Annotated in this window: 16 protein-coding genes; 7 read left to right on the top strand and 9 right to left on the bottom strand. The window is 39.5% G+C overall.

Annotated elements, in window-relative coordinates; all coding sequences use genetic code 11:
- Positions 1–331: 331 nt before the first annotated feature.
- From Q4D72_RS09895 to Q4D72_RS09855, 9 genes are all read right to left on the bottom strand, one after another.
- The gene (locus Q4D72_RS09895) at positions 332–1,957 is read right to left on the bottom strand and encodes a RagB/SusD family nutrient uptake outer membrane protein (RefSeq protein WP_303077694.1); all 1,626 of its coding nucleotides are present in this window, start codon (positions 1,955–1,957) and stop codon (positions 332–334) included.
- A 10-nt stretch (positions 1,958–1,967) separates the two neighbouring features.
- Positions 1,968–5,087: a SusC/RagA family TonB-linked outer membrane protein gene (locus Q4D72_RS09890; protein ID WP_303077693.1), complete on the bottom strand. Its 3,120-nt coding sequence runs from the start codon at positions 5,085–5,087 to the stop codon at positions 1,968–1,970.
- A 262-nt stretch (positions 5,088–5,349) separates the two neighbouring features.
- Complete coding sequence (locus tag Q4D72_RS09885) at positions 5,350–6,474, bottom strand: peptidylprolyl isomerase (RefSeq protein WP_303077692.1); 1,125 nt, start codon at positions 6,472–6,474, stop codon at positions 5,350–5,352.
- Between the two features lie 69 nt (positions 6,475–6,543).
- On the bottom strand, positions 6,544–7,152 hold the full coding sequence (gldI, locus tag Q4D72_RS09880) for a gliding motility-associated peptidyl-prolyl isomerase GldI (RefSeq protein ID WP_303077691.1): 609 nt from the start codon (positions 7,150–7,152) through the stop codon (positions 6,544–6,546).
- A gap of 8 nt (positions 7,153–7,160) precedes the next feature.
- Positions 7,161–8,156, bottom strand: coding sequence for a bifunctional oligoribonuclease/PAP phosphatase NrnA (locus tag Q4D72_RS09875; RefSeq protein WP_303077690.1), 996 nt, complete (start codon positions 8,154–8,156; stop codon positions 7,161–7,163).
- A 68-nt stretch (positions 8,157–8,224) separates the two neighbouring features.
- Positions 8,225–9,322, bottom strand: coding sequence for a Wzz/FepE/Etk N-terminal domain-containing protein (locus Q4D72_RS09870; RefSeq protein ID WP_303077689.1), 1,098 nt, complete (start codon positions 9,320–9,322; stop codon positions 8,225–8,227).
- Between the two features lie 18 nt (positions 9,323–9,340).
- Entirely contained in the window at positions 9,341–11,800 is a 2,460-nt protein-coding gene (locus Q4D72_RS09865; protein WP_303077688.1) for an SLBB domain-containing protein, read from the bottom strand.
- 75 nt (positions 11,801–11,875) lie between these two features.
- Positions 11,876–12,304, bottom strand: coding sequence for a dCMP deaminase family protein (locus Q4D72_RS09860; RefSeq protein ID WP_303077687.1), 429 nt, complete (start codon positions 12,302–12,304; stop codon positions 11,876–11,878).
- Between the two features lie 12 nt (positions 12,305–12,316).
- Positions 12,317–12,883 carry an L-threonylcarbamoyladenylate synthase gene (locus Q4D72_RS09855; RefSeq protein WP_303077686.1) on the bottom strand — a complete coding sequence of 189 codons (567 nt, stop codon included), beginning with the start codon at positions 12,881–12,883 and terminating at the stop codon, positions 12,317–12,319.
- Positions 12,884–12,985: 102 nt separating this feature from the next.
- Between Q4D72_RS09855 and Q4D72_RS09850 the strand changes: the two genes are divergently transcribed.
- The 7 genes from Q4D72_RS09850 (at position 12,986) to Q4D72_RS09820 (ending at position 21,379) form a co-directional block, all read left to right on the top strand.
- Positions 12,986–15,178: an FUSC family membrane protein gene (locus Q4D72_RS09850; RefSeq protein ID WP_303077685.1), complete on the top strand. Its 2,193-nt coding sequence runs from the start codon at positions 12,986–12,988 to the stop codon at positions 15,176–15,178.
- 134 nt (positions 15,179–15,312) lie between these two features.
- A complete protein-coding gene (gene tig / locus Q4D72_RS09845; RefSeq protein WP_303077684.1) occupies positions 15,313–16,650 on the top strand; it encodes a trigger factor in 1,338 nt (445 codons plus the stop codon).
- A gap of 131 nt (positions 16,651–16,781) precedes the next feature.
- A complete protein-coding gene (locus Q4D72_RS09840; RefSeq protein ID WP_303077683.1) occupies positions 16,782–17,444 on the top strand; it encodes a ClpP family protease in 663 nt (220 codons plus the stop codon).
- 3 nt (positions 17,445–17,447) lie between these two features.
- On the top strand, positions 17,448–18,680 hold the full coding sequence (gene clpX / locus Q4D72_RS09835) for an ATP-dependent Clp protease ATP-binding subunit ClpX (protein ID WP_303077682.1): 1,233 nt from the start codon (positions 17,448–17,450) through the stop codon (positions 18,678–18,680).
- 74 nt (positions 18,681–18,754) lie between these two features.
- Positions 18,755–19,717 (top strand): type I phosphomannose isomerase catalytic subunit, encoded by a 963-nt coding sequence (locus Q4D72_RS09830; RefSeq protein WP_303077681.1) that lies wholly within the window; start codon positions 18,755–18,757, stop codon positions 19,715–19,717.
- A 53-nt stretch (positions 19,718–19,770) separates the two neighbouring features.
- Positions 19,771–20,721 carry a D-2-hydroxyacid dehydrogenase gene (locus Q4D72_RS09825; protein WP_303077680.1) on the top strand — a complete coding sequence of 317 codons (951 nt, stop codon included), beginning with the start codon at positions 19,771–19,773 and terminating at the stop codon, positions 20,719–20,721.
- Between the two features lie 28 nt (positions 20,722–20,749).
- On the top strand, positions 20,750–21,379 hold the full coding sequence (locus tag Q4D72_RS09820; RefSeq protein WP_303077679.1) for a DUF937 domain-containing protein: 630 nt from the start codon (positions 20,750–20,752) through the stop codon (positions 21,377–21,379).
- Positions 21,380–21,783: the final 404 nt, after the last annotated feature.

Below are 21,783 nucleotides of genomic sequence, written 5' to 3'. Positions count from 1 at the left end.
GAACCCCTGTTACCAGGATGAAAACCTGGCGTCCTAACCCCTAGACGAACGGACCTCAATCTCGATAATGCAATGTCGCTAGTGTTTCATTGCGGTTGCAAATGTACAACAAATTTTCATATCTGCAATAGTTTGCTCAAAAAAAAGTAAAAAAAATATTTTTTTTTGTGTGAGTTTTTTGTAAGTTGTTGGTTTTTAGTGTTGTTTTTTAAAGGTGGTTTTTGTAAAAAAATAAAGATAAAAAGTGTTTTAGTTGCTTTTTTAGGGCGAAAAATGAAAAGCCACCCAAAAGTCGGGTAGCTTTTCAGTAAAAATAATCAAAAGTATGTCATTAAAAATTAGCCGAACCGGTGTCCCACCATAGTCTTGTTCCGGGGGAGTCAGCCCCTTTTAAGAATTGTACGGCTTTGGTAACTTCTTCTTTGTTGGAACCGTTTCGTTCGTTTTGTGGAAAGCGAAGGCGACGAATCATTATGTTTGAGTCGATTTCACCGGCGCTGTAATTCTCCACAATGGGGAAGAGTTTCGGGTAGCCTGTTCGGCGGAATTCAGCCCAAGCCTCAGCACCGTCGGGGAACATTGCAATCCATTTTTGGGTAATGATTTTCTCCAATTTAACTTCGTTTGAAGCGGCATTATCCCACTTTACGGTAATTTTTGAAGCAGCGGGAGCGTTGTACTGGGTGTTTTTGGGGTCGGTGTAATCGGCGGGTTTGCTGGTAGCGTCGGCTATGTAGGTGTTTGCACCGGTTACGTCCCATTGCCCCATTGAAATTTCAATGCCGGCTTTGTATAGGTTTTCAGGTGTATCGCCCATCGCCCAACCGCGTAAAGCTCCTTCAGCACGCAAGAAATACACTTCGGCGGCGGTCATTAAAATAACGGGCGTGGAATTTCGTTTCGACATATCGTAGCGCGCACCCAAGGTGGAATAATTAACGCGCAGGTTTTTACTCACCATATTAATTCCTTGTCTGATACCTTTGTACTTTCCTTTTATGGAGGCATCGCTATCGGTGGCTACGGAAAAATACTCGTGCAAGCGCGGGTCGTTAAGTCCTGTTAAGATGGATTCCATATCAGCGCTCATTCGTGAATCGGTGTAGTCGTTGGCGATAACAATAAGCGGATGCCCCATATTGGTGGTAGGCACTACGGAATTATGTCCGTTAATTTCAAACACGCCGTATTCGTTTTGAACGGCTTTTTCGGCTTCTTGCTGTGCCAAAACCGGATTTACTTTTGAAATACGTATCGCTAAACGAAGCCGAAGAGAGTTCGCCCATTTGAGCCATTTTTTGTAATCACCTCCGTAAATAAGGTCATCGCTCCCTAAGCGGTTGATGCTGCTGTTTGCTCCTTTAAGATGTCCGTCTAAATAGGTAAAAGCCTCATCAAGTTCAGTAAAAAACTGCTTATAGATAGCTTCTTGCGAATCGTAGGGCGTTGTGGTACCGCCTTGTCCGTATTTGGAGTAGGGGATTGGTCCGTAAAGGTCGGTTGATTTGTGCATTCCGGCAACCTTTAATATCAGAGCAACGCCGTAGACGTCTAAAAACTCACCTTTATCAAGAGTTTGTGCCTTTACGTTGAGCCACGGTTTCATAATGTTGTTATTGTACATACCGAAAGCAAACTCATTCCAACCTTCCATCATATGATAATTGATGTTATTGCGGTCGCTGTTGAAAGGCGTTGGCGGGGTTAAATATCCGCTGAACAGGTCGGCATTTAGGTTTTGTGCAATCTGAAATTCCCAATTTCCTTTACTGTTATTGTAATAAATGGATTGTTGCATTTGCGGAAAGAAGGCTTTCAGATACAGCCAATCTGCTTTTTTGAAATCATCGTTTAATGCGTAGGGGTCACGATTGTAATCGTCAAAGCTTTCCGTGCATCCGATATTGGTAAGCAACGCCAGAGCTATCACTAATTTAATGTATATTGTTTTTTTCATCTTTTCTTAATTATAAGTTAATATTGATACTGAAACCGATGCTTCTTGATGACGGAATGCTAAACAAATCGGCATTTGAAAGTCCGTTGCTGCCGGTTGAAAGAGTAATTTCGGGGTCGTAGGGCGCTTCGTTGTAGAAGAAAGCCAAGTTACGCCCGATTAAAGCCAACCGAACGCTCTCCACGAATTTCAGTTTTTCGATCATTGTTTTAGGTAAGGTGTACGAAAGTGACACTTCGCGCAAACGAATGTTAGTTGCCGAATACACAGATGTTTCACCCGCCGGAGCGGTTTTATAATAGGTTTGTGCATCGATTTTTCCGTCGAAGTTGCTCGTTGTGGTAACATCGGGGCTACCGGCAGTTTTGGTGATGGTAGTCAAAATGCCTTGCACGGGAACGCCTGCGTTATCACGGGCATCGGCAGTACGGTCACTGCGCCCGAATCTGTCAAGGAAATTCTGTGTGGACGAAAGCACGTTACCGCCAAAACGCCCGTCAATTAAAAAGCCGAGGGCAAAACCTTTGTAAGTAAATTCATTTTTGAGTCCCATCAAAAATTTAGGATTTACATTGCCGATGTACTCAAAATCATCACTTTGTTGGAGTTGCACGCCGCTGTCATTTCCGTTATCGATAGTTTGTGAAAGCAAGATGTTGCCTTGTTGGTCGCGTTTTAGTCGTTTTTCATACATATGCCCCCATTCTTCGCCTTCTTTCAAACGGAAACGATACGCCACTGATGAAATTTCAAAACCTTTGTCTTTATACTGCTCGGGCAGTGAAAGAACTTTGTTTTTATTGGTCGAATAGTTTAAATATCCGTTCCAAGTGAAGCTTTTGGTTTGTATCGGGGTGAAGCCCAAGGTGATTTCAAGCCCTTCGTTTTGGATTTTTCCGGCGTTGATGTAATATTGCGAATAACCCGAACCGGAAGTGTTATCTACCTTAAAGTACTGATTTTCCGTAATGGTTTTGTAAACGGCAGCATCTAAGGTTAAGCGATTGTTGAAAAGCCGAAGATTCATACCGGCTTCTAATGAGTTGGAGCGTTCGGGTTTTAAATCGTCAAAAGGTTTAACGGTATTGGCTACGATGATGCCGCCTTTTTGAAGTTTGTCGTAAGGTTCGGTTAACCCCCAAGGCATATCGTTACCTACTTGTGTCCACGAAAAACGCAATTTTCCAAAGTCAAGCCACGTAGGTTTCGCGTTGCTTTTGTTTAGTATTTCGGTGAAAACCAATGAAGTACCTACTGACGGATAGAAATAACTTCGGTTGTTGGCAGGAAGCGTTGATGACCAATCGTTACGACCGGTAACGTCCACGAACACCATTTCGTTATATCCGAGTGAAACCGTTCCGAAAACCGATTGTAACTGTCTGTGTTTTTTCTCGTTATCAGTACCACCTTCAATACCCGTGTAGTTGCGCAGGTCAAACAAATTCGGAACCACTAAATTGTGAATCTGGATTTCATTGGTGTTTTCTTTGGTGGTTGAAATGCTGCTACCCAAAGTGGCACTTACTGAAAAACGCTCAAACGATTTGTTAGCCGACAAAAGAGCATCGGCATACAAAAGCGAGTAATTTTGAGTTTTGTGTTCGTAACGTCCGTTAGCACCCGCCAGTGTGGTTACGCCCGAGTGTACTTTTCGTTCGCCCAATGTGGCGGTGGTGTCATAGCTTCCGCGCAGTTGTAAATTCAGCCAGTTGGTGAAATTGAATTTGGTGTTGAGTTTCACGATGGCTTTTTCAACGCCGAAACTGTAATTATGACGGTTTACTAACCAATATGGATTTTTGTTCACGTCGTTTTCGTGTGCCCAATTCATTCGCATCAATCCGTTGCGGGCGGGGTTTGCCACTTCGTACATATTGCGATAGTGGTTTAAAGCCGTAGTGCCTTCCGGAAAGAGGTAAAGCCCCAAAATCGGGTTGAAGTATTGTCCCGGTGCTGTCGGAGCGTTGTCAGTATCTTGTTTGGTGAGCGCAATGCTTCCGTCTATTTCAATAAAATTATTGAAAAGCGTGGTGGTTGAGCGCAAACTTAAATTGTGCTTTTTGAATGTGTTTTGCGGCATAATGCCCGTGGCTGTGGTGTTTTGGTACGAGAGGAAACTTTTTGTGGTGTTGTTGCCTCCGCTTACCGAAATACCATTTTGAGCCATAAATCCGGTGTTGAAGAAATCGTTAATAAAGTTGTTGCTGAGGTCTTCATTGGTTCGAGCCGCACCCCAAGCATCGTTGGTTAGTTGGTTTACGCCGTTAGTACCCATTGCGTAACGGTCTTGAAATTTGTACGTAAGGTACGGAATATCGGCTTGGACAGATGAGGTGATTGACACGGACATTTTTTCGGCATTTCCGCGTTTGGTGGTAATCAAAATAACCCCGTTGGCAGCCTGACTTCCGTATAGGGCGGCAGCGGTAGCTCCTTTCAGTACGTTAATACTTTCAATATCTTCGGGATTGATACCTGCCATTCCGTCACCGGTATCGGCACCTCCGCCGTAGCCATCGCCAAGTTTGTTGTCGGCAAAAGCCCCGCTGCTGATAGGTGTTCCGTCAACTACGTACAGGGGTTGGTTGTTCCCTTGAATAGACCGATTCCCGCGAAGTACGATTTTTACGGAACTTCCCACGCCTGCCCCCGCGCTTGAAACGCTCATACCGGCGGTTTTTCCTGCCAAGGTGTTGAGTACGTTGCTCGAAGGCACGTCGGTAAGTTCTTTGCCTGAAACGGTTTGGGTGGCGTATGACAAACTTTTTTCAGAACGTTTGATTCCCAGAGCTGTAACCACCACTTCGTCTAACTGCTGGGTTTCTTCTTTCAGAACAACATTAATGGTTTGTTGGTTGGCACTTCCTACGGTTTTTTGTTGTGATATAAAACCGATTGAACTAAATTCAAGTGTTTGATTAGGAGATGCTTGCAGGTCATATTTGCCGTCGAAATCGGTTGAGACCCCTTTGGCACTCCCCTTAATCACTACACTTACCCCCGGAAGGGACATTCCGTTGGTGTCAGTAACCATTCCGGTTACAGAGACTTTCGTTTGTGCCATTACAGAACTGAAAAACAGCCCGAAAACAAACGAAAGAAACAAATAATTTTTAACTTTCATCATTTTTTGCTTGTTTAAAATTGTTTTAAAAATACAAATCGGGCGTAAAGTACTTACTTTTTTTTGAAAAATGCAAATTTAAAACGATAAAAAACGAAAAAAATAAAGTTAAAAAAGAATGAGTGTATTGAAAATAGCTGTTTTAACTTCGGAAACGTTTAAAGTTTAAAAAAGAAAAAACCTTTGTCAAAATATACGTTTTAACAAAGGTTCTGTATGATATCCTTGTTGAAGGAGTTATAATGTTGTGGTGTCGATGACCGAATTATTTTGCAATATCAACGATTTCAATATCAAAAATAAGGTCGCTATTGGGCGGGATGATATCTCCGGCACCTGTTTCGCCATAGCCCAATGCTGAAGGGATGAATACGCGCACTTTATCGCCTACCTTCATTGTGAGTAGGGCTTCTCTGAAACCAGGGATAAGGCGAGCCGATTTGTTGTAAGCCATCGGGAAAGGCACATATCCGTTGCCGCGCTCACGAGCAGGATTGTACTTGCCAAATGCCTCTTCAATTTCTTTTACGTTTGAATCGAATAAAGTACCCGTGGCGAGATAACCGGCATAATTTACCAACACTTCTTGGGTGTGATTGGGGGCTGTTCCGTTGCCTTGTTTTAAGGAAACGATTTTGATACCCGACGGAAATGTTTTGGCTTGCGGCTCTTGTTGTTTTATTTCGGTAAGGAACGTTTCCGTAGCTTTTTTGATCTTATCTTCGCGTTCTTTTTCGCGTTTGTTTAGGTTGGCAAAATAATCTTCAATGGTTTTTTTAGCATTAAATTTTTCGGCTTCTTTACCATTGCGGATGATTTTTACGCTGTTGATTTTCACTTCATTAACAGGGCGGTCGGCTTCAGCAGTTTTTACATTGGCGATAGAGTCAATGACTTCCAAACCTTGCACGGTTTCACCAAAAACAGTATGACGCCCATCTAAATGCGGTGTGGGAACGTGCGTGATGAAAAACTGGCTTCCGTTGGTGGCAGGACCCGCGTTAGCCATTGAAAGGATTCCTTTTTTATCGTGTTTTAAGTTGTCAACGATTTCATCTTCAAAGCGATATCCGGGTTCGCCCATTCCGGTTCCCGTGGGGTCGCCTCCTTGAATCATAAAATCTTTAATCACACGGTGGAAGATAATTCCGTCATAATAAGGTTTGCCTTTGTATTCGCTTTTCACAAAAGGGTTGTTGCCTTCTGCCAAACTCACAAAATTGGCAACGGTTATGGGCGTTTGCTCGTAATTAAGTTTGACTATGATATCGCCTTTGGTGGTTTGGATATCGGCAAACAAGCCTTCGCCAAGATTTGAATTTTTCTGTGATTTGCAGCTAAAAAACAACATTGTGCTCATTAGCAGCATAAGTAGATTGATTCTTTTCATAAGATTATTAATTAAAATTAAAATTCGTTTTTCTTTAAAAATAAGTATAAAAGGTTGCTATTTGTTTTTTTATTGAACCGAGTCTTTTTCGGGTTTTTGGGTTATTTCAACAGGCGGATTTTCATTTTTTTCAATTTTGAAAACCTCAATTTTCGCGACAATGGGCTGATTGCTTTCAATTTTGTCCTTATCGCCTCGGTATCCGTATGCTAATTCCGACGGAAAGAAAAATACGCCGCTTTCGCCTTCTTTTAAAATTTTTAAGGCAGAGCGCAAGCCCGAGAAAAGCTCTTCTTTTTCAACTAAGTAGTCATATCGTGCATTTTGAAAATGAGTATAAATTTCATTGCCGTAAAGGTCTGAAACTCCGTAATTATAGGTTACTTTATCGCCAAATTGCGCCGTATAGTCCGCTTCGGGGTTTTGTTGCAAATAATAGAATTTGAATCCGTGTTGTGAATCAACAAAGGTGTGGAGTGTGTCCTTTTTTATGATGGAATCAATGAGGGCTTCTTCCGAGTTGAGCAACTGTTTGTTTTTCTTGGCAGATTCTTTCAAAAAAGTATTTCCCGTTTTTACGGAAATAGGTCGGCGCGCTTGCTTGTTGTTACAGGCAACAGCTAGAAACAGCGCTAAAAAACCGAAAAACCATCGTTTTGTTATGTTTGTGTGTATCATTGAATTTGTTACTGGAATTTAGGAAGCACTTCCAAAAAGAAAGCTACGGCTTGTTCAATAGTTCCGTCAAATTTTCCGCCGGCAGCATTGATATGCCCACCGCCGTTAAAGTAAGTTCGTGCAAAAGCGTTTACATCGTGCTGATTTTTTGACCGGAACGATATTTTTACATAGTCATTTTCTTGAATAAAAATCACGGCCAGTTTGGTGTTTTTGATAGTCAAGCCATAGTTTACAAACCCATCAGTATCACCTTTTTGGCAATTGTGTTTTAGTAATTCATTAGTGCTTAGTGTGGTGTAGGCTGTGTTGTAATCTTTCAAATACACCATATTATTGAGCGCAACGCTGAGCAACTGTAACTTATCAAACGAGTTATTGTCAAAAACATTGCTGTTGATTTGGCTGTTGTCAGCACCTTTTTCAATTAAAAAAGAAGCAATTTTAAAGGTGTTGTTGGTTGTTGATGGGTATTTGAAATTTCCGGTATCGGTCATAATTCCGGTGTAGAGGCAAGTGGCAATGGTTTCATTGATGCAATTTTTGTCGCCCATCGCATCAATAAACGAATAAACCATCGCACAAGTGGAACTTGCTTTTGGGTTTGAAAACGTAATTTCGGCATAACTTTCGGGGGCTTGATGATGGTCAATCATTATGAATTTTGCCTTTGAAGCCTCTAAAATTGGAGTGAGGCTGTCAGCTCGTTTGAGTGAGTTGAAATCCAGCGTGAAAATCAGTTTTGATGCTTCAATCTGCCTGGTAGCCTGCTGTGGGTTATGGTCATAGATGAGTATTTTGTCAGACTCGGGCAACCATTTCAAATATTCAGGGAAATCGTTGGGTGAAACCACCGTAACATCAAGGTTATGTTGTTTTAAATAATGGTAAAGCCCCAAACAACTCCCAATGGCATCTCCGTCGGGGTTTTTGTGGGGTATGATGCTTATTTTCAGTTGTTTTTCAAGCAACAATTTGGCAGATTCAATCTCGTAAATATTCATAGTAATAAAAGTGCGAAGATACGATAATATTTCATTTATTGAAACATTGAATTGTTTTTTGGTATTTTTTACTCATTTTCAAGGTTTTGCTTTTTCGTGCCTTTGGTAAAATCTTTTATAAAAATAAAACCGATACCCAAAACAATGCCTAAAAATGTCCATATTGTAATCACAATCGCCCGTTGTGGTTTAGAGTACTGGTTAGGCACACTAACGGGTTCAATGATGGTAAAAATAGGTTGTACTTCTTTTATTTTTATTTGTTTGGTTTCTAATTGTTTGGATAATTCTGAATAGATATTAAAGGCGAGGTTAAAATCAGTTTGGAGTTGTTGTAATCGGGTTTGTGGTAATGAACCAAAAAGATCGCGGTTGCGGTCTTGAAACTGTGCCAGTGCAAATTGTTTTGCCTTAAAATCTTTTTCTACTTCATCATAACGTTGTTTTATAAAATTGAGTTCTTCACGGGCTTTTTGAACTTTAAATTCGGTTACGGTCTCTTGCAAAAGGTTTTGAGCTCGTTGTAGCATTTGTGCTGCGGCAAGAGGTTCATTCATTGTATATGAGAGTGTTATGATACTTTCTTTTTCATTTACTTCAAGTGATAGTTCTTGCTCAATTCGTCCTAAAACACTTTGTTCTTGCTTTGAAAGACTTAAAATAGAATCAGTTTGATTTGCAAAGTTGTAATTTGTATCATCTCTTTCACTGAAAAGTAAAGAGGGTAAACCAACTGTGTATTGTGAAATTTTATCAATTAATCTTGGTTTTATATGGTTGTTACTGTATTCCTCATACGTGATTTCATTCTGAACTTTCTCAATTTTGAGAGGGGTTCGTGCTAATTTTCTCTTAAACGGAATACTATTGATGATTTTTGGATAGGTGGTTATTGGAATGCTTTCAGAAGAGGTAGCTCCGATATCAATACCAGCCATTGCAACGAGTCCTCCCAAACCACCTGCCGATAGTTTGTCATTAGAGGTTTGCGGAATCATAATGGTGGTAGCTGTATATTGTTTGGGTACAGATAAGGCTATCAATACGCCAAAAAGAAAGAAAACCAACGTAAATAATAAAATTACTTTTCTGGATTTCCATATTTTTCGGAACAATTCGGTTAAATCGATTTCGTCATTGGCTATATGTGGCTGATGGTTACTCATGTTAATCGTTCGTGTTAATTAATTTTTTATTGCATTGTAAATCAGTACGCCCATAGTGGTGATTGCTGACAAAATACCGATGCTTTCACCCGTTGAAAGTCGTTGGCGTTCCGGCTTTGACGGAACAACAATGATGGCGCCTGGGGCAAGTTCGGGATAGTTTTTGAAAAACAGTGAATTCTTGGTAGATTTAATATCACCGTTGGCGTACATTACGTACACTGAACGTTTTTTGGCTCTGTCCGAAAAGCCACCCGCCCGATTCACATATTCCCGAAGTGATAAGCCTTTTTGAAAACGTACCAACGACGGCGCCAAAACCTCACCTTTGATTTCAATGGTCTGTTTTTCAGATGGAACCAACAAAACATCGCCTTCGTTGAGTATCAAGTCATATTTGCTGTGTTTGTGTGCCATAATGCGTTTTAAATCAATCCCGATGCGGTATTCGGTAAGTTTCTTTTCCACTTTTTTCATTGCCTCTCCATCATCGCTTAAATTACTGATAGTGACGATTTCATCTAAAAATTGTTCTTGTTTGATGTCGGCTTCGTCCAATTTTTTACGGATAAGGGTTGCCCCTTGAATGTAAGCATACGGTGAAAAACCGCCCACACGCTCAACAAGGTCAGAAATGCGTTCGTTTTTGGTGCGAATGCTGTAAACACCGGGGTAAAGCACCTCGCCTTCAACCGTTACCGTTTGCATTGGTGTGTATCCTTTTACGTATCGCACCGAAACCACATCGTTGGGTTGTAACGTAATTTGCTCTGAAACAGGCGTTAATTGATTATCAACCGAAACTTTAAAATCTTGACTTAATTTTTGAAAATCACCGTCGTTAATTTCACGGAAAACATCAATGGTAGCGGCATCAGCCCCTTGTGAGAGTCCGCCAGCCAGTGCAATAACATCGCTTACGGTCATATTTTCCATAAACGGAAGTTCTTTCGGTTTATTTACCGCACCCTCCACTTTTATAAAGCGCGCCATTCGTAACGAATCTTTAAAAAAGATGTGAAGACTGTCATTGTCTTTCAGGGTGATATTTTCTTTTTGTTCAATCAAATCTTTCACCGAAAAACTGATGGTTTGGTAATCTGCCCGGTTCAAGGTTCTGAAAATAATTCCTCTGTCAAGTGAGGCTTCTTTTTTGATTCCGTTGGCTCTGTTTAGCAAATCGTAGGCGGTCATTCCTTCTTTAAATTCATATGTACCTGGTTGATATACAGCGCCTCCGATGCTTAGTCGGTTTTGATATTCATCGGTAATGGGGTGCACTTTGAGCTTGTCACCGTTATGCATCACAAAATCCGAAATATTTTCAAAAGCCACTTCTTTTACCTCTCGTTTGGCGTTTTTGATGCGTTCCACCACCAACGTGTTAGTGAAGGCATCGGAGGTAAATCCTCCAAAAAACGTAATTAAATCGGAAAGTGTTTCGCTTTCTTTGGTTTCGTAAGCTCCTTTTCGTTTCACTTCGCCTTCAATCAAAATACGGTTGATGTAGGGCGGAACAATGATAACGTCTTGGTCTTTCAACGGAAGATTTCCTTGTTCGCTACCGTCGATTAAAAATTTATAGATGTCAAACGATGCTATTTTTTGCCCGCCACGAAACAGATTAATTTCACGAAACGAACCACTTTCGGTAGGTCCGCCGCAGGCATAAAGAGCGTTAAGCACTGTTGATAAGGCACTTAGTGAATAAGTTCCGGGAACGGCAACCTCACCGATGATATTCACTTTAACGGTTCGAACCTTTGCGATGGAAACCCCCGAATATATTTTGTTGTAACTTCCTTCGGGAGCTGAAATACCGGAGTAAATTCGTTTTAAATACGAATTGATTTTTGTTTTTAATTCATTGAACGTAAGCCCTAAAACGTTTATTTTTCCGATAGCATTTATGAATATATTTCCGTGATTATCAACTGTTTGGCTGAATGAGCCTTCGGTAGCGCCCCAAACCTCAATCAACAGTTCATCACCGGGACCTACCTGATAGTTTTCAGGCGTTGCCATATTCATATTCGGGGTGAATGAAATTTTCGGGTTTTTGAAAAAATTCATACCGAAAATCGAATCTTTTTTATTTTGTAAAGCCAATGAATCTTTCTTTTCTTCACCCGTGTATCCAAACGGAATATCGTCAGGTGTTGATGAGAAGCTATCTTTCTGATTTAAATTGTTTTGACTTTTAGAGGATAGTTGTAAAATACGTTGGCGGAGTTTCATTGCCTGAATGTCCGACAAACCTTTCATTCGGGCGCCGGTAATAAGCTGATCTAATGTAATTCCTTGGCTTTGAGCCTTTTTCCAATACATTCTGAGCTGTTCGTCCGAAATATTATCCACATCAACTGATGAAATCTGCTGAACGTCAATAGTTCCACTACCGTTGCTGTTTTGTGATAGGACGATGTGACTGTTTCCGATGAAAAAGAAAAATATGATTAGATGCTTAATTTTCAACATAGTGTTTTTTATTTGCCTGCAAAAGTAAAAAAACTTATTTTAAAAACGAAAAATAATGTGTTTTTGCTATATTTTTTACTCAATTTCGGGTAGGTGAACAATTTCAACGCCTGCTTTTTCAAGGAAAAGAATACCTTCGTTGTCTTTGTAATTTTCTTTGTAAACCACTCGTTTTATGCCCGATTGATGAATGAGTTTGCTGCATTCTTTGCAGGGCGACATCGTGATGTAAAGCGTGGCATCTTGTGATGATTGTGTTGAAGCGGCGACTTTCATAATGGCATTAGCCTCAGCGTGAAGCACATACCACTTGGTGTCGCCTTTGTTATCTTCACAACAATTGTCAAAGCCGGTGGGTGTGCCGTTGTATCCGTCGGAAATAATCATTCGGTTTTTAACGATAATGGCGCCTACTTTTTTGCGTTGGCAGTGTGATAATTTTGCCCATTCCATTGCCATTCGCATATAGGCTTTGTCGTATCTGATTTGTTTTGTTTTATCCATATTGTCAGTGTTTTATCTTAAAAAAATAGGTTGCCCCTTGGGGGAAAATTTAACTAAACGTGATGGTTGTTTAATTTGGAGGTCATCTTGCCGAAATGTAACGACATAATCACATTTTTCAATGATTTTCGGGTTGATTTGATTGAAAACGGCAGGCGTTTTGTCGCCACTGATGTTTGCCGATGTTGAAATGATGGGTTTTTGAAAAGAATGAATCATTTTTTTGCAAAAATCGTCTTGAACCAATCGTATTCCGATGGTATTGTCTGATGAAATGGCGTTTTTTGCCAAATTTTTTGGATTTTGATAAATAATAGTGGTAGGTTGATAGCTTTCTTTCAAAAAACTGGTTATAAAATCAGGGATTTTGGAAACATAATGCCGTAACATAGCTTCCGAATCAACCAAAACGATTAAACTTTTGCTTTCGTTGCGTTGTTTTATTTCGAAAATTTTGGCAACGGTATCGGCATTGGTGGCATCACAACCCAGCCCCCAAACCGTATCGGTAGGGTAGAGGATAACACCTTTGTTTTGGAGTGTGCTAACGCAGTTCTGTATGTCGTGATTGGGTAACATTTTGTAAATTAACAAGATATTAAAATTGATGAATTGAATTTTTGCTTTGCGTTTTTCGCTTTTGGCTTTCTTTCTTATTTTTGTGGCGAATATACTAAAAAAATGTATTTAAACATCATTTCTTTTTTTAAAAGTTTTTCTTTTTTCAAAGGTATTCTCAAAACCATAGCGGTGGTTGTGCCTATTGGGTTGGGTTGGTATTTTGATGCGTTGGAGGCAGGTGTTGCCGTGGGAGTTACCATTATAGCCATTTCACCCAGCGATATTCCGGGAAACCGAAAGCATCACATCGGGGGGATTTTGATGGCTACGTTTTTGGCAATGCTCAGTTCGTTTTTTATTAATATTTCACACCCGTATCCTTACGTAATGTGGTTGGCAATCTTTGGATTAACTTTTGTGAATGCCTATATTTCACTCTACGGATTTCGTGCCTCGATGGTGGCGTTTTCGGGTTTATTCAGTATCGCTTCAACACTGTCGCACCTGCAAATCGGAACAGCCGTTCTTTGGCATTTATTTTATATTTTTTTAGGCGGATTGTGGTATATTTTGTTGGTGCTGTTGTATTTGAAAATTAAACCACGACAATACAGCGAGCAACTGTTAGGCAAGTGTTTTTTACTGACGGCTGATTTTTTTTCGGTTCGGGCAGGGTTGCTTCTTTCAAAAAATCGTACCAAAGGTTTTCGGCAAATGATTGATTTACAAACTGCTTTGAATGAAAATTACGAAAAATTGCGGGAGGAAATTCTGGATTCACGCTCCAAATCGGGCAAAACCGAATATTTGCAACGGCAATTTTTGATGTTTATTGAGCTGGTAGATATTTTTGAGTTGGCGCTGGCAAATCCGGTTCCGTATGAAAAAATAGACGCTTATTTTGAAAAAAACGAACTGATTTTGCGTTTGTATCACGATTTTCTTACCGAACTTTCAAGCCAGTTATGTGAAATGGCTACCTACATAGGGCATCGCCAAAAAGTTACATTGAATAATCGTTTGAAATATAGTTTGTTACAAGCTAAAAACGAAGTTGAGCGACTGAAAAACGCTTGGCAAAACCCAATTGATGCCGAAAAACTTTTAATCGTTCGGAATTTTTATATTTATATTGAAAATCAGTATAATTCCGTAGAAAACATCCGAATTATTTTTGAGAATTATTATTTACAGGATATCCAGCCCCGCGATGTGGCTTCTTACCGAAAATTTGTCAGTTACCAGAATTATTCGTGGAAACGGCTCAAAGACCATCTTTCACTTAAATCGTCATTTTTCAGGCATTCCGTGCGCCTTTCCGTAACGGCTTTAACGGCTTATTTTATAGGCGATTGTTTTGCAATTAGCAATGCGTATTGGATTGTTTTGACGGTTTTTATCATTATGCGCCCCGGTTTCGGGCTAACCAAAGAGCGTTCACTCAGTCGTATTTATGGAACAATATTGGGCGGAGCGGTTGCCTTCACGTTGATTTATTTTTTTTCGAATCCAAATCTGTATCTTTTCGTGGGGATTTTCACGATGCCCATTGCTTTTGGTTTGATGCAGGAAAATTATATGTACGCCTCTGTTTTTATTACCATTAGCGCGGTTTTTATGTTTGCCCTTGCCAGTCCTGACGTTTACTTGGTGTTGCACGATCGCTTGCTGGATACCGCCATTGGCGTGGGGCTCGCTTTTGTGGCTAACTACCTGATTTTGCCCACTTGGGAACACAGAACTTATCGTGATGCCATTCAAAAATCAATGCGGGCAAATGTTGCTTATTTGCAGCAGGTGAAGTCCGTTTTCAATGAACAAGAAGAATTTGCCAACGCCTATAAAATAGCGCGGAAGGAGGCTTTTTTGGCGCTTTCCAACTTGAACAGTACTTTTCAGCGAATGATGCAAGAACCTAAATCGAAGCAAATTGATAAAGTTTCGGCATACGGGGTTATCGTAATCCAACAATCGTTTTTGGCATCGGTGGCTTCGTTGGGTGTGCGGTTAAAATCCAGAAAAACAACTTTTCCGGAAGTGGTGTTCAATCAGGCGATTAGCATTTTGATTGATTCGCTTGACGGTGTTTTGCAGTCGTTTTCCGTAGGGGAAAATCCGGAAAATTTTTCATTGGAAGAAATTCAGCAAAAAATGAAAGAAAATTTGGAAAAAAGAGCGGAAAAAGCCGGTCAATCAATCGTTTCAATGCGTGAAATCCAACTTTTTGAAGAACAATTCAATTATTTGTTGGCACTTATCAAGAATTTACGTCAAACACTTACATATTTATACCCTAAAGACGATACCAAGTAGGAAGGCTATGTTAATCCACTAAAATTAGGTTTAGGGACGTAAATCAGCCTTAAAAAGTCTTTTAGTAAAAAAATTTTTTTGTTTGCGCATAAAATCGTACCTTTGCCAGCTCAAAATTTCAGATATAAATAGTTATGAATATTACAAAAGAGCAAATTGATGCTTTAAATGCCGTTGTAACGGTTGTTATTGAAAAAGATGATTATACAGATAAGGTAGAAAAAGTACTTACCAATTACCGAAAAACAGCCAATGTTCCCGGTTTCAGAAAAGGACACGTGCCACTGGGAATGATAAAAAAACAATACGGAAAAGCTGTTTTGTTTGACGAAGTGAACAAATTGTTGCAGGAATCGTTAAACAAATACCTTATTGACGAAAAATTAGATATTTTAGGAAATCCGCTTCCGAAAGCCAAACAAGATTTTGATTGGGATGCCGATACGTTCACTTTTGAATTTGAAATCGGGTTGGCGCCGTCGTTTGACATTGATTTGAAACCCAAAAACGGAATTACACGTTATGAAATTTCAGTGGAAGAGAGCCAAATTGACAAGCAAGTGGAGCGCATCGCCAAACAATTTGGTAAATTAATCGCAAAAGGAGAAGTTTTAAACCAAGATGACATTGAAATCACCGGAACTTTCTTCAATGAAGCGAAAAACATTGACAATAAAACCACTTTCAAGTTAGAAGAAGTAAGCAAAGAAAGCCGTAAAAAATTGGTTGGCAAAAAAATCGGAGACCAAATTCAGTTTCAAACCAAAAATTTGTTCAACGATGCGCACGATTTGATGCACTATTTAAAGGTGTCGCACGATGATGCGCATCATTTAGATGTTGAAGTAACTTTTACGCTTGAAGAGGTGAATGTGCGTGAGCAAGCCGAACTGAATCAAGAACTTTTTGATAAGTTGTTCCCCGCGGGAACCGTAACTTCTGAGGCTGAATTGCGTGAAAAAATCAAAGAAAATTCAGCGCTTCAATATGCTGAACAATCCAATCAGCATTTTTTAAATGAAGTTACTGATTATCTGGTAGATAATACCAAATTTGATTTGCCTTCGGAATTCTTGAAAAAATGGTTGCGCACCGCAGGTGAAAAAGAGCTCACCGAAGCGGAAGCCAACGAAGAATACGAAAAATCAGAAAAAGGGCTTCGTTATCAATTGATTGAAGGTAAAATATTGTCAGACAATAATTTACATCCTACTGTTGATGAGCTAAAAGGCTTTGCTAATACGTATGTTAAAAATCAGTTGCTTCAATACGGAATGCCTGCTGATGACGATAGTTATGTTGATGGTATCGTAACAAAAATATTACAAAACAGAGAAGAAGTACAACGAATTAACCAACAGTTGGTTTTCAATAAGTTACTGGAATTTTATAAAGAAAACGTAAACATCAAAGCTAAAAAAGCTACGTTTGACGAGTTTATAAAAGAAGTTTACAAAACCGACGAGGTTTAGTTTCGTCAAAAACATAAAAGGTTTAAAAATTTTGTTTTAAATTAATTGTTCAAAGCCTTTGTCAAAACCTTGTTGTTTTGGCAAAGGTATTTGTCTGTAAATTAGGTGTATAATAAAAAAAACAAAAACCGATGAATTATAAAAGCGAATTTAAAAAATATGCCGTTAAAAAACACGGCGTAAATAGTTTATACTACGATAAAATCGTGGCGAGTATGACGCCTTACATTATGGAAGAGCGCCAACTCAATGTAACGCAAATGGATGTGTTTTCGCGATTGATGATGGACAGGATTATCTTTATGGGAACCGAAGTCCACTCACAAATGGCAAACATCATTCAGGCGCAACTGCTCTTTTTGGAGAGTTTAGACAGCTCAAAAGATATTCAGATTTACATCAATTCACCCGGTGGAGAGGTTTATGCCGGATTAGGGATTTATGATACGATGCAGTTCATAAAACCCGATGTGGCAACGATTTGCACCGGAATGGCTGCTTCAATGGGAGCCATAATATTATGTGCCGGAGCCGACGGAAAGCGTTCTGCCTTGCCCCACGCCCGTATTATGATTCACCAGCCTTCGGGAGGTGCGCAAGGTGTGGCTACCGATATGGAAATCAATCTGAAAGAAATGCTCAAAATTAAAGATGACCTTTACCGAATCATCGCTCAGCATTCAAAACAACCGTTTGAAAAGGTGTACAACGATTCAGAGCGCGACTATTGGATGAAAGCCGAAGAAGCCAAAGAATACGGAATGATTGACGAGGTTCTTGTCAGAAAAGCATAAAAAATGGCGAAAAAACAAGAAGATAATTACTGTTCGTTTTGTGGGCGTCCTGAGGTTGAAACCGAATTGTTAGTCAATGGGTTAGAAGCCCGAATTTGTAATCATTGCATTGAACAGGCAAACGGAATTCTGTTAGAGGAAATGAGTTTTAGAAGACTCGAAGCCGATGCTCTAACCGAGAATATTACGCTGAAAAAACCACAAGAAATCAAAGCATTTCTTGACGAGTATGTCATAGGGCAAGATGTTACCAAAAAAATCTTATCCGTGGCAGTTTATAATCATTATAAGCGACTGCAACAACCTGATAATGAAGATGATGTAGAGATACAGAAAAGTAATGTCATTATGGTGGGCGAAACAGGAACAGGTAAAACGCTGGTAGCCAAAACCATAGCGAAGTTGTTAAATGTTCCTCTAGCGATTGTTGATGCCACTGTACTAACCGAAGCCGGTTACGTGGGTGAAGATGTGGAAAGCATTTTGACCCGCCTTTTGCAAGCCGCTGATTATGACGTAGCCAAAGCCGAAAAAGGGATCGTTTTTATTGACGAAATTGATAAAATTGCCCGCAAGAGCGACAATCCGTCCATAACACGCGATGTTTCGGGCGAAGGTGTGCAGCAAGGTTTGTTGAAATTGTTGGAAGGTTCTATCGTAAACGTACCCCCAAAAGGCGGGCGCAAACACCCCGACCAAAAATATATTGAGGTCAATACAGAGCATATTCTCTTTATTGCCGGTGGAGCTTTTGACGGTATTGAACGAGTGATTTCCAGAAGGTTAAATATGCAAGCCGTTGGGTTCAATTCCTCAAAGGAAATTGTGGCAGACAAGAAAAATCTGATGCAATACATCATTCCGAAGGATTTAAAAGATTTTGGCTTAATCCCTGAAATTATTGGTCGTTTGCCCGTACTTACGTATATGAATCCGCTGGATAAGAATACGTTACGAATGATTTTGACGCAACCTAAAAACGCCATTATCAAGCAGTATAAAAAACTTTTTGAAATGGACGGTATCGACTTTCAAATCAAAGACGAAGCACTTGATTTTATTGTTGAAAAAGCCATTGAGTACAAGCTCGGAGCCAGAGGGTTACGTTCGCTTTGTGAAAGTATTTTAACCGATGCGATGTTTGAGTTGCCGGGTTCTGACAGAAAAGAATTGGTGGTAACCAAAAAATACGCCGAAGAAAAATTAAACAAATCTGGATTGCAAATAGCATCTTAACATATTGAAACTCAGAGTTCATCATAAAGTTGAATTTTGAGTTTTATTTTTGTCAAATTTTAACAATTAAAAGTATGTATCCAATAAAATTTAAGCCTATTTTAAAAGAACGTCTTTGGGGCGGCACAAAACTTAAAACCTTGTTTAACAAACCTATCGAAACCGATATTACGGGCGAAAGCTGGGAAGTATCAGCAGTAAAAGGCGATATTTCGGTGGTTGCCAATGGCGAATTTGCCGGAAAATCACTACAAGATTTGATACATTTGTATCCCGATGAGCTTTTAGGAAAGCACGTTTATGAAAAATTTGGAGCTGATTTCCCGATTTTGATAAAATTTATTGATGCCCGTGAAGATTTGTCCATTCAAGTGCATCCCAATGATGAATTGGCAAAAAAACGTCATAATTCATTCGGAAAAACCGAAATGTGGTACGTAATGCAAGCCGACCCGGGAGCTGAACTCATCGTAGGGTTTAACAAAAACGTAACTCGTGAAGAATATCAGCAACACCTTGATAATGGGTCGCTTACCGATATAATGAACTATGAAAAAGTAACCGAAGGCGACACTTTTTTCATCAACACCGGAAAAGTACACGCCATTGGTGGGGGCATTATCATTGCTGAAATTCAGCAAACAAGCGACATTACCTATCGCGTGTATGACTTCAATCGCAAGGATAAAAACGGAAATTTGCGCGAACTGCACACCGAGCAAGCCCTTGATGCCATTGATTACGAAAAGAAAGATGATTTTAAGGTAAACTACTCAAAATCAGAAAATAATACCAATGAAATGGTGAATTGCCCGTATTTCGTGACCAATTATTTAAAATTAACAGCCGATTTTGAAAAAGAAATCGCATCGGATGATTCTTTTCATATTTATATGTGTGTGAAAGGCAGTGGTATTCTTTCCGACGGAAATTTGGAAGTTTCAGTAAATCAAGGAGAAACGGTGCTTTTTCCGGCAACGTGTAAAAAACTGCACGTAACAACTTCGGCAATGGAATTGTTAGAAGTTAGGTTGTAATCTTAAAAAGAAAATGTTATTTTTGTACACTTATTCAATTAATTAACAGTACTATGAAAATACTTGCAAACGACGGAATTTCGGAAGCAGGAAAGCAATTATTAGAAGCGAAAGGTTTTGAGGTAATTGTAGTTAAAGTAGCTCAAAATCAGTTGGCTAACTACATCAACGAACATCAAATTGAAGTGTTATTGGTGCGTTCGGCAACTCGTGTGGGCAAAGAAGTGATAGATGCCTGTCCAACACTTAAACTTATCGGCAGGGGAGGAGTTGGTCTGGATAATATTGATATTGAGGCAGCTAAGCAGAAAAATATTCATATTATAAATACGCCCACAGCATCGGCTGATTCAGTGGCGGAGTTGGTTTTTGCTCATTTGTTTTCAGGAGCCAGATTTTTGCACGATGCCAATCGAAATATGCCTCTTGACGGAGATGCTCAGTTTGAAGAACTTAAAAAAGCCTATTCCAACGGAGTGGAACTCGGCGGAAAAACACTCGGAATTATTGGGTTCGGGCGTGTTGGTCAAGCTGTTGCCCGAACAGCTATTGGTTTAGGAATGAAGGTATTAGCTTATGACCCGTTTGTGAAAGAAGCTGATGTGGTGCTTTCGTTTTTTAACGGACAAGAAATGACCTTTACCATTAAAACCGTTGAGCGGGAAGAGGTATTGACGCAATCTGATTTTATTACACTACATTTACCATCCCAAAAAGAGTATCTTATTGATAAAGAAGAGTTTAGTGTGATGAAACATGGTGTGGGAATCATCAATTTAGCGCGTGGTGGTGTGCTAAACGAAGCGGTTTTGATTAATGCTTTGGATGTTGGAAAAGTAAGTTTTGCCGGATTAGATGTGTTTGAAAATGAACCTGTTCCGTCAGTTAGAGTGTTGATGCACCCTGATATTTCACTAACGCCTCACATAGGAGCAACCACAAAAGAAGCACAAGAGAGAGTTAGTCTGGAATTAGCACAACAAATCATAAATTTGTTAAAATAAGATAAGTATAATTTAAAAAATAATAAAAATGACAGGGATTTTTGAACTTTTAGGAGGGGATACGCTTCAACAAATTGTCAATGGTGCGAGTCAAAAAACGGGTATTTCTTCACAGCAAGCCTCATCGGTAATTGAAACGGCTGTACCATTGTTGTTGGGAGCTTTCCAAAACTCGGGTAAGGAAGCCGATACCAATGGATTGTTAAGCGCTTTGCAAAGCGAGAAACACGACGGAAGTTTGATAAATAATTTAGGTAGTATTTTTGAGAGAAAAAACGATGAAATAACCAAAGACGGAGCCGGAATTTTAGGGCATTTGTTAGGGGATAAACAAGCGATGTTTACCGATGCAATTAGTTCAAAAACAGGGGTTTCTTCTGCGAATGTATCGCAAATATTGCAAACATTAGCGCCCGTTTTAATGAGTTTTTTAGGAAAGAAAGTATCTGATAGCAATATTTCTTCGTCTAACGGATTAAACGATTTACTTTCCGGATTTTTAGGCGGAAATAACAATGTAGGTAACCTATTGACCTCATTTTTAGATGCTAATAAAGACGGAAATGTTATGGATGATTTAGCCGGAATGTTAGGCGGGAAATCGGCCAACAAAGGAGGTTTGGGCGATTTGCTTGGTGGTATCCTCGGCGGAAAATAAAGTTTGTTTCACAATCGGGAAATGGCTTGATTTTGTTCTGAATAAGGACAATTTCAAGCCATTTCGTTTTTGTTTAAATAATGTTATATTTCGTAATTATAATTTGTTTATTTCTCTGAAAATCAGTGGAGATAAATATTTTTAACTAACGGATATGCATTATAAGCCACCTCAAAAAACAAACCAATCAATAGGGGGAAGCGTTTAAAAAAACATACAGAAATTTTATTAGGATTATTTTCGGAAGTAAAAAATAAAAAAAATAAGTATTGTGTAGATTATTTAACTTTTTATTTGTAATTTTGTGCCTATAAAATATAAAAAATCATAACAATGAAATACATACTCGGACTTGATTTAGGAACCAACTCCATCGGTTGGGCGTTGATTCAGAGGAATTTTGA

This window comes from Capnocytophaga sp. (assembly GCF_030532915.1).
In the GTDB taxonomy this organism is placed as follows: domain Bacteria; phylum Bacteroidota; class Bacteroidia; order Flavobacteriales; family Flavobacteriaceae; genus Capnocytophaga.
The sequence above is the reverse complement of the archived record's forward strand: the minus strand, read 5'-3'. Positions and strand labels throughout refer to the sequence as shown.

Excerpts from the sequence above, each read along its gene's own strand:
- Q4D72_RS09855 (WP_303077686.1), bottom strand. The coding sequence starts at position 12,883 with ATGTTACCCAATCACGACATACAGAACTGCGTTAGCACACTCCAAAAC.
- Q4D72_RS09850 (WP_303077685.1), top strand. The coding sequence starts at position 12,986 with ATGTATTTAAACATCATTTCTTTTTTTAAAAGTTTTTCTTTTTTCAAA.
- Q4D72_RS09885 (WP_303077692.1), bottom strand. The coding sequence starts at position 6,474 with ATGAAAAGAATCAATCTACTTATGCTGCTAATGAGCACAATGTTGTTT.
- Q4D72_RS09830 (WP_303077681.1), top strand. The coding sequence starts at position 18,755 with ATGTATCCAATAAAATTTAAGCCTATTTTAAAAGAACGTCTTTGGGGC.
- Q4D72_RS09895 (WP_303077694.1), bottom strand. The coding sequence starts at position 1,957 with ATGAAAAAAACAATATACATTAAATTAGTGATAGCTCTGGCGTTGCTT.
- clpX (WP_303077682.1), top strand. The coding sequence starts at position 17,448 with ATGGCGAAAAAACAAGAAGATAATTACTGTTCGTTTTGTGGGCGTCCT.
- Q4D72_RS09820 (WP_303077679.1), top strand. The coding sequence starts at position 20,750 with ATGACAGGGATTTTTGAACTTTTAGGAGGGGATACGCTTCAACAAATT.
- Q4D72_RS09860 (WP_303077687.1), bottom strand. The coding sequence starts at position 12,304 with ATGGATAAAACAAAACAAATCAGATACGACAAAGCCTATATGCGAATG.
- Q4D72_RS09875 (WP_303077690.1), bottom strand. The coding sequence starts at position 8,156 with ATGAATATTTACGAGATTGAATCTGCCAAATTGTTGCTTGAAAAACAA.
- Q4D72_RS09865 (WP_303077688.1), bottom strand. The coding sequence starts at position 11,800 with ATGTTGAAAATTAAGCATCTAATCATATTTTTCTTTTTCATCGGAAAC.
- Q4D72_RS09890 (WP_303077693.1), bottom strand. The coding sequence starts at position 5,087 with ATGATGAAAGTTAAAAATTATTTGTTTCTTTCGTTTGTTTTCGGGCTG.
- Q4D72_RS09870 (WP_303077689.1), bottom strand. The coding sequence starts at position 9,322 with ATGAGTAACCATCAGCCACATATAGCCAATGACGAAATCGATTTAACC.
- tig (WP_303077684.1), top strand. The coding sequence starts at position 15,313 with ATGAATATTACAAAAGAGCAAATTGATGCTTTAAATGCCGTTGTAACG.
- gldI (WP_303077691.1), bottom strand. The coding sequence starts at position 7,152 with ATGATACACACAAACATAACAAAACGATGGTTTTTCGGTTTTTTAGCG.
- Q4D72_RS09840 (WP_303077683.1), top strand. The coding sequence starts at position 16,782 with ATGAATTATAAAAGCGAATTTAAAAAATATGCCGTTAAAAAACACGGC.
- Q4D72_RS09825 (WP_303077680.1), top strand. The coding sequence starts at position 19,771 with ATGAAAATACTTGCAAACGACGGAATTTCGGAAGCAGGAAAGCAATTA.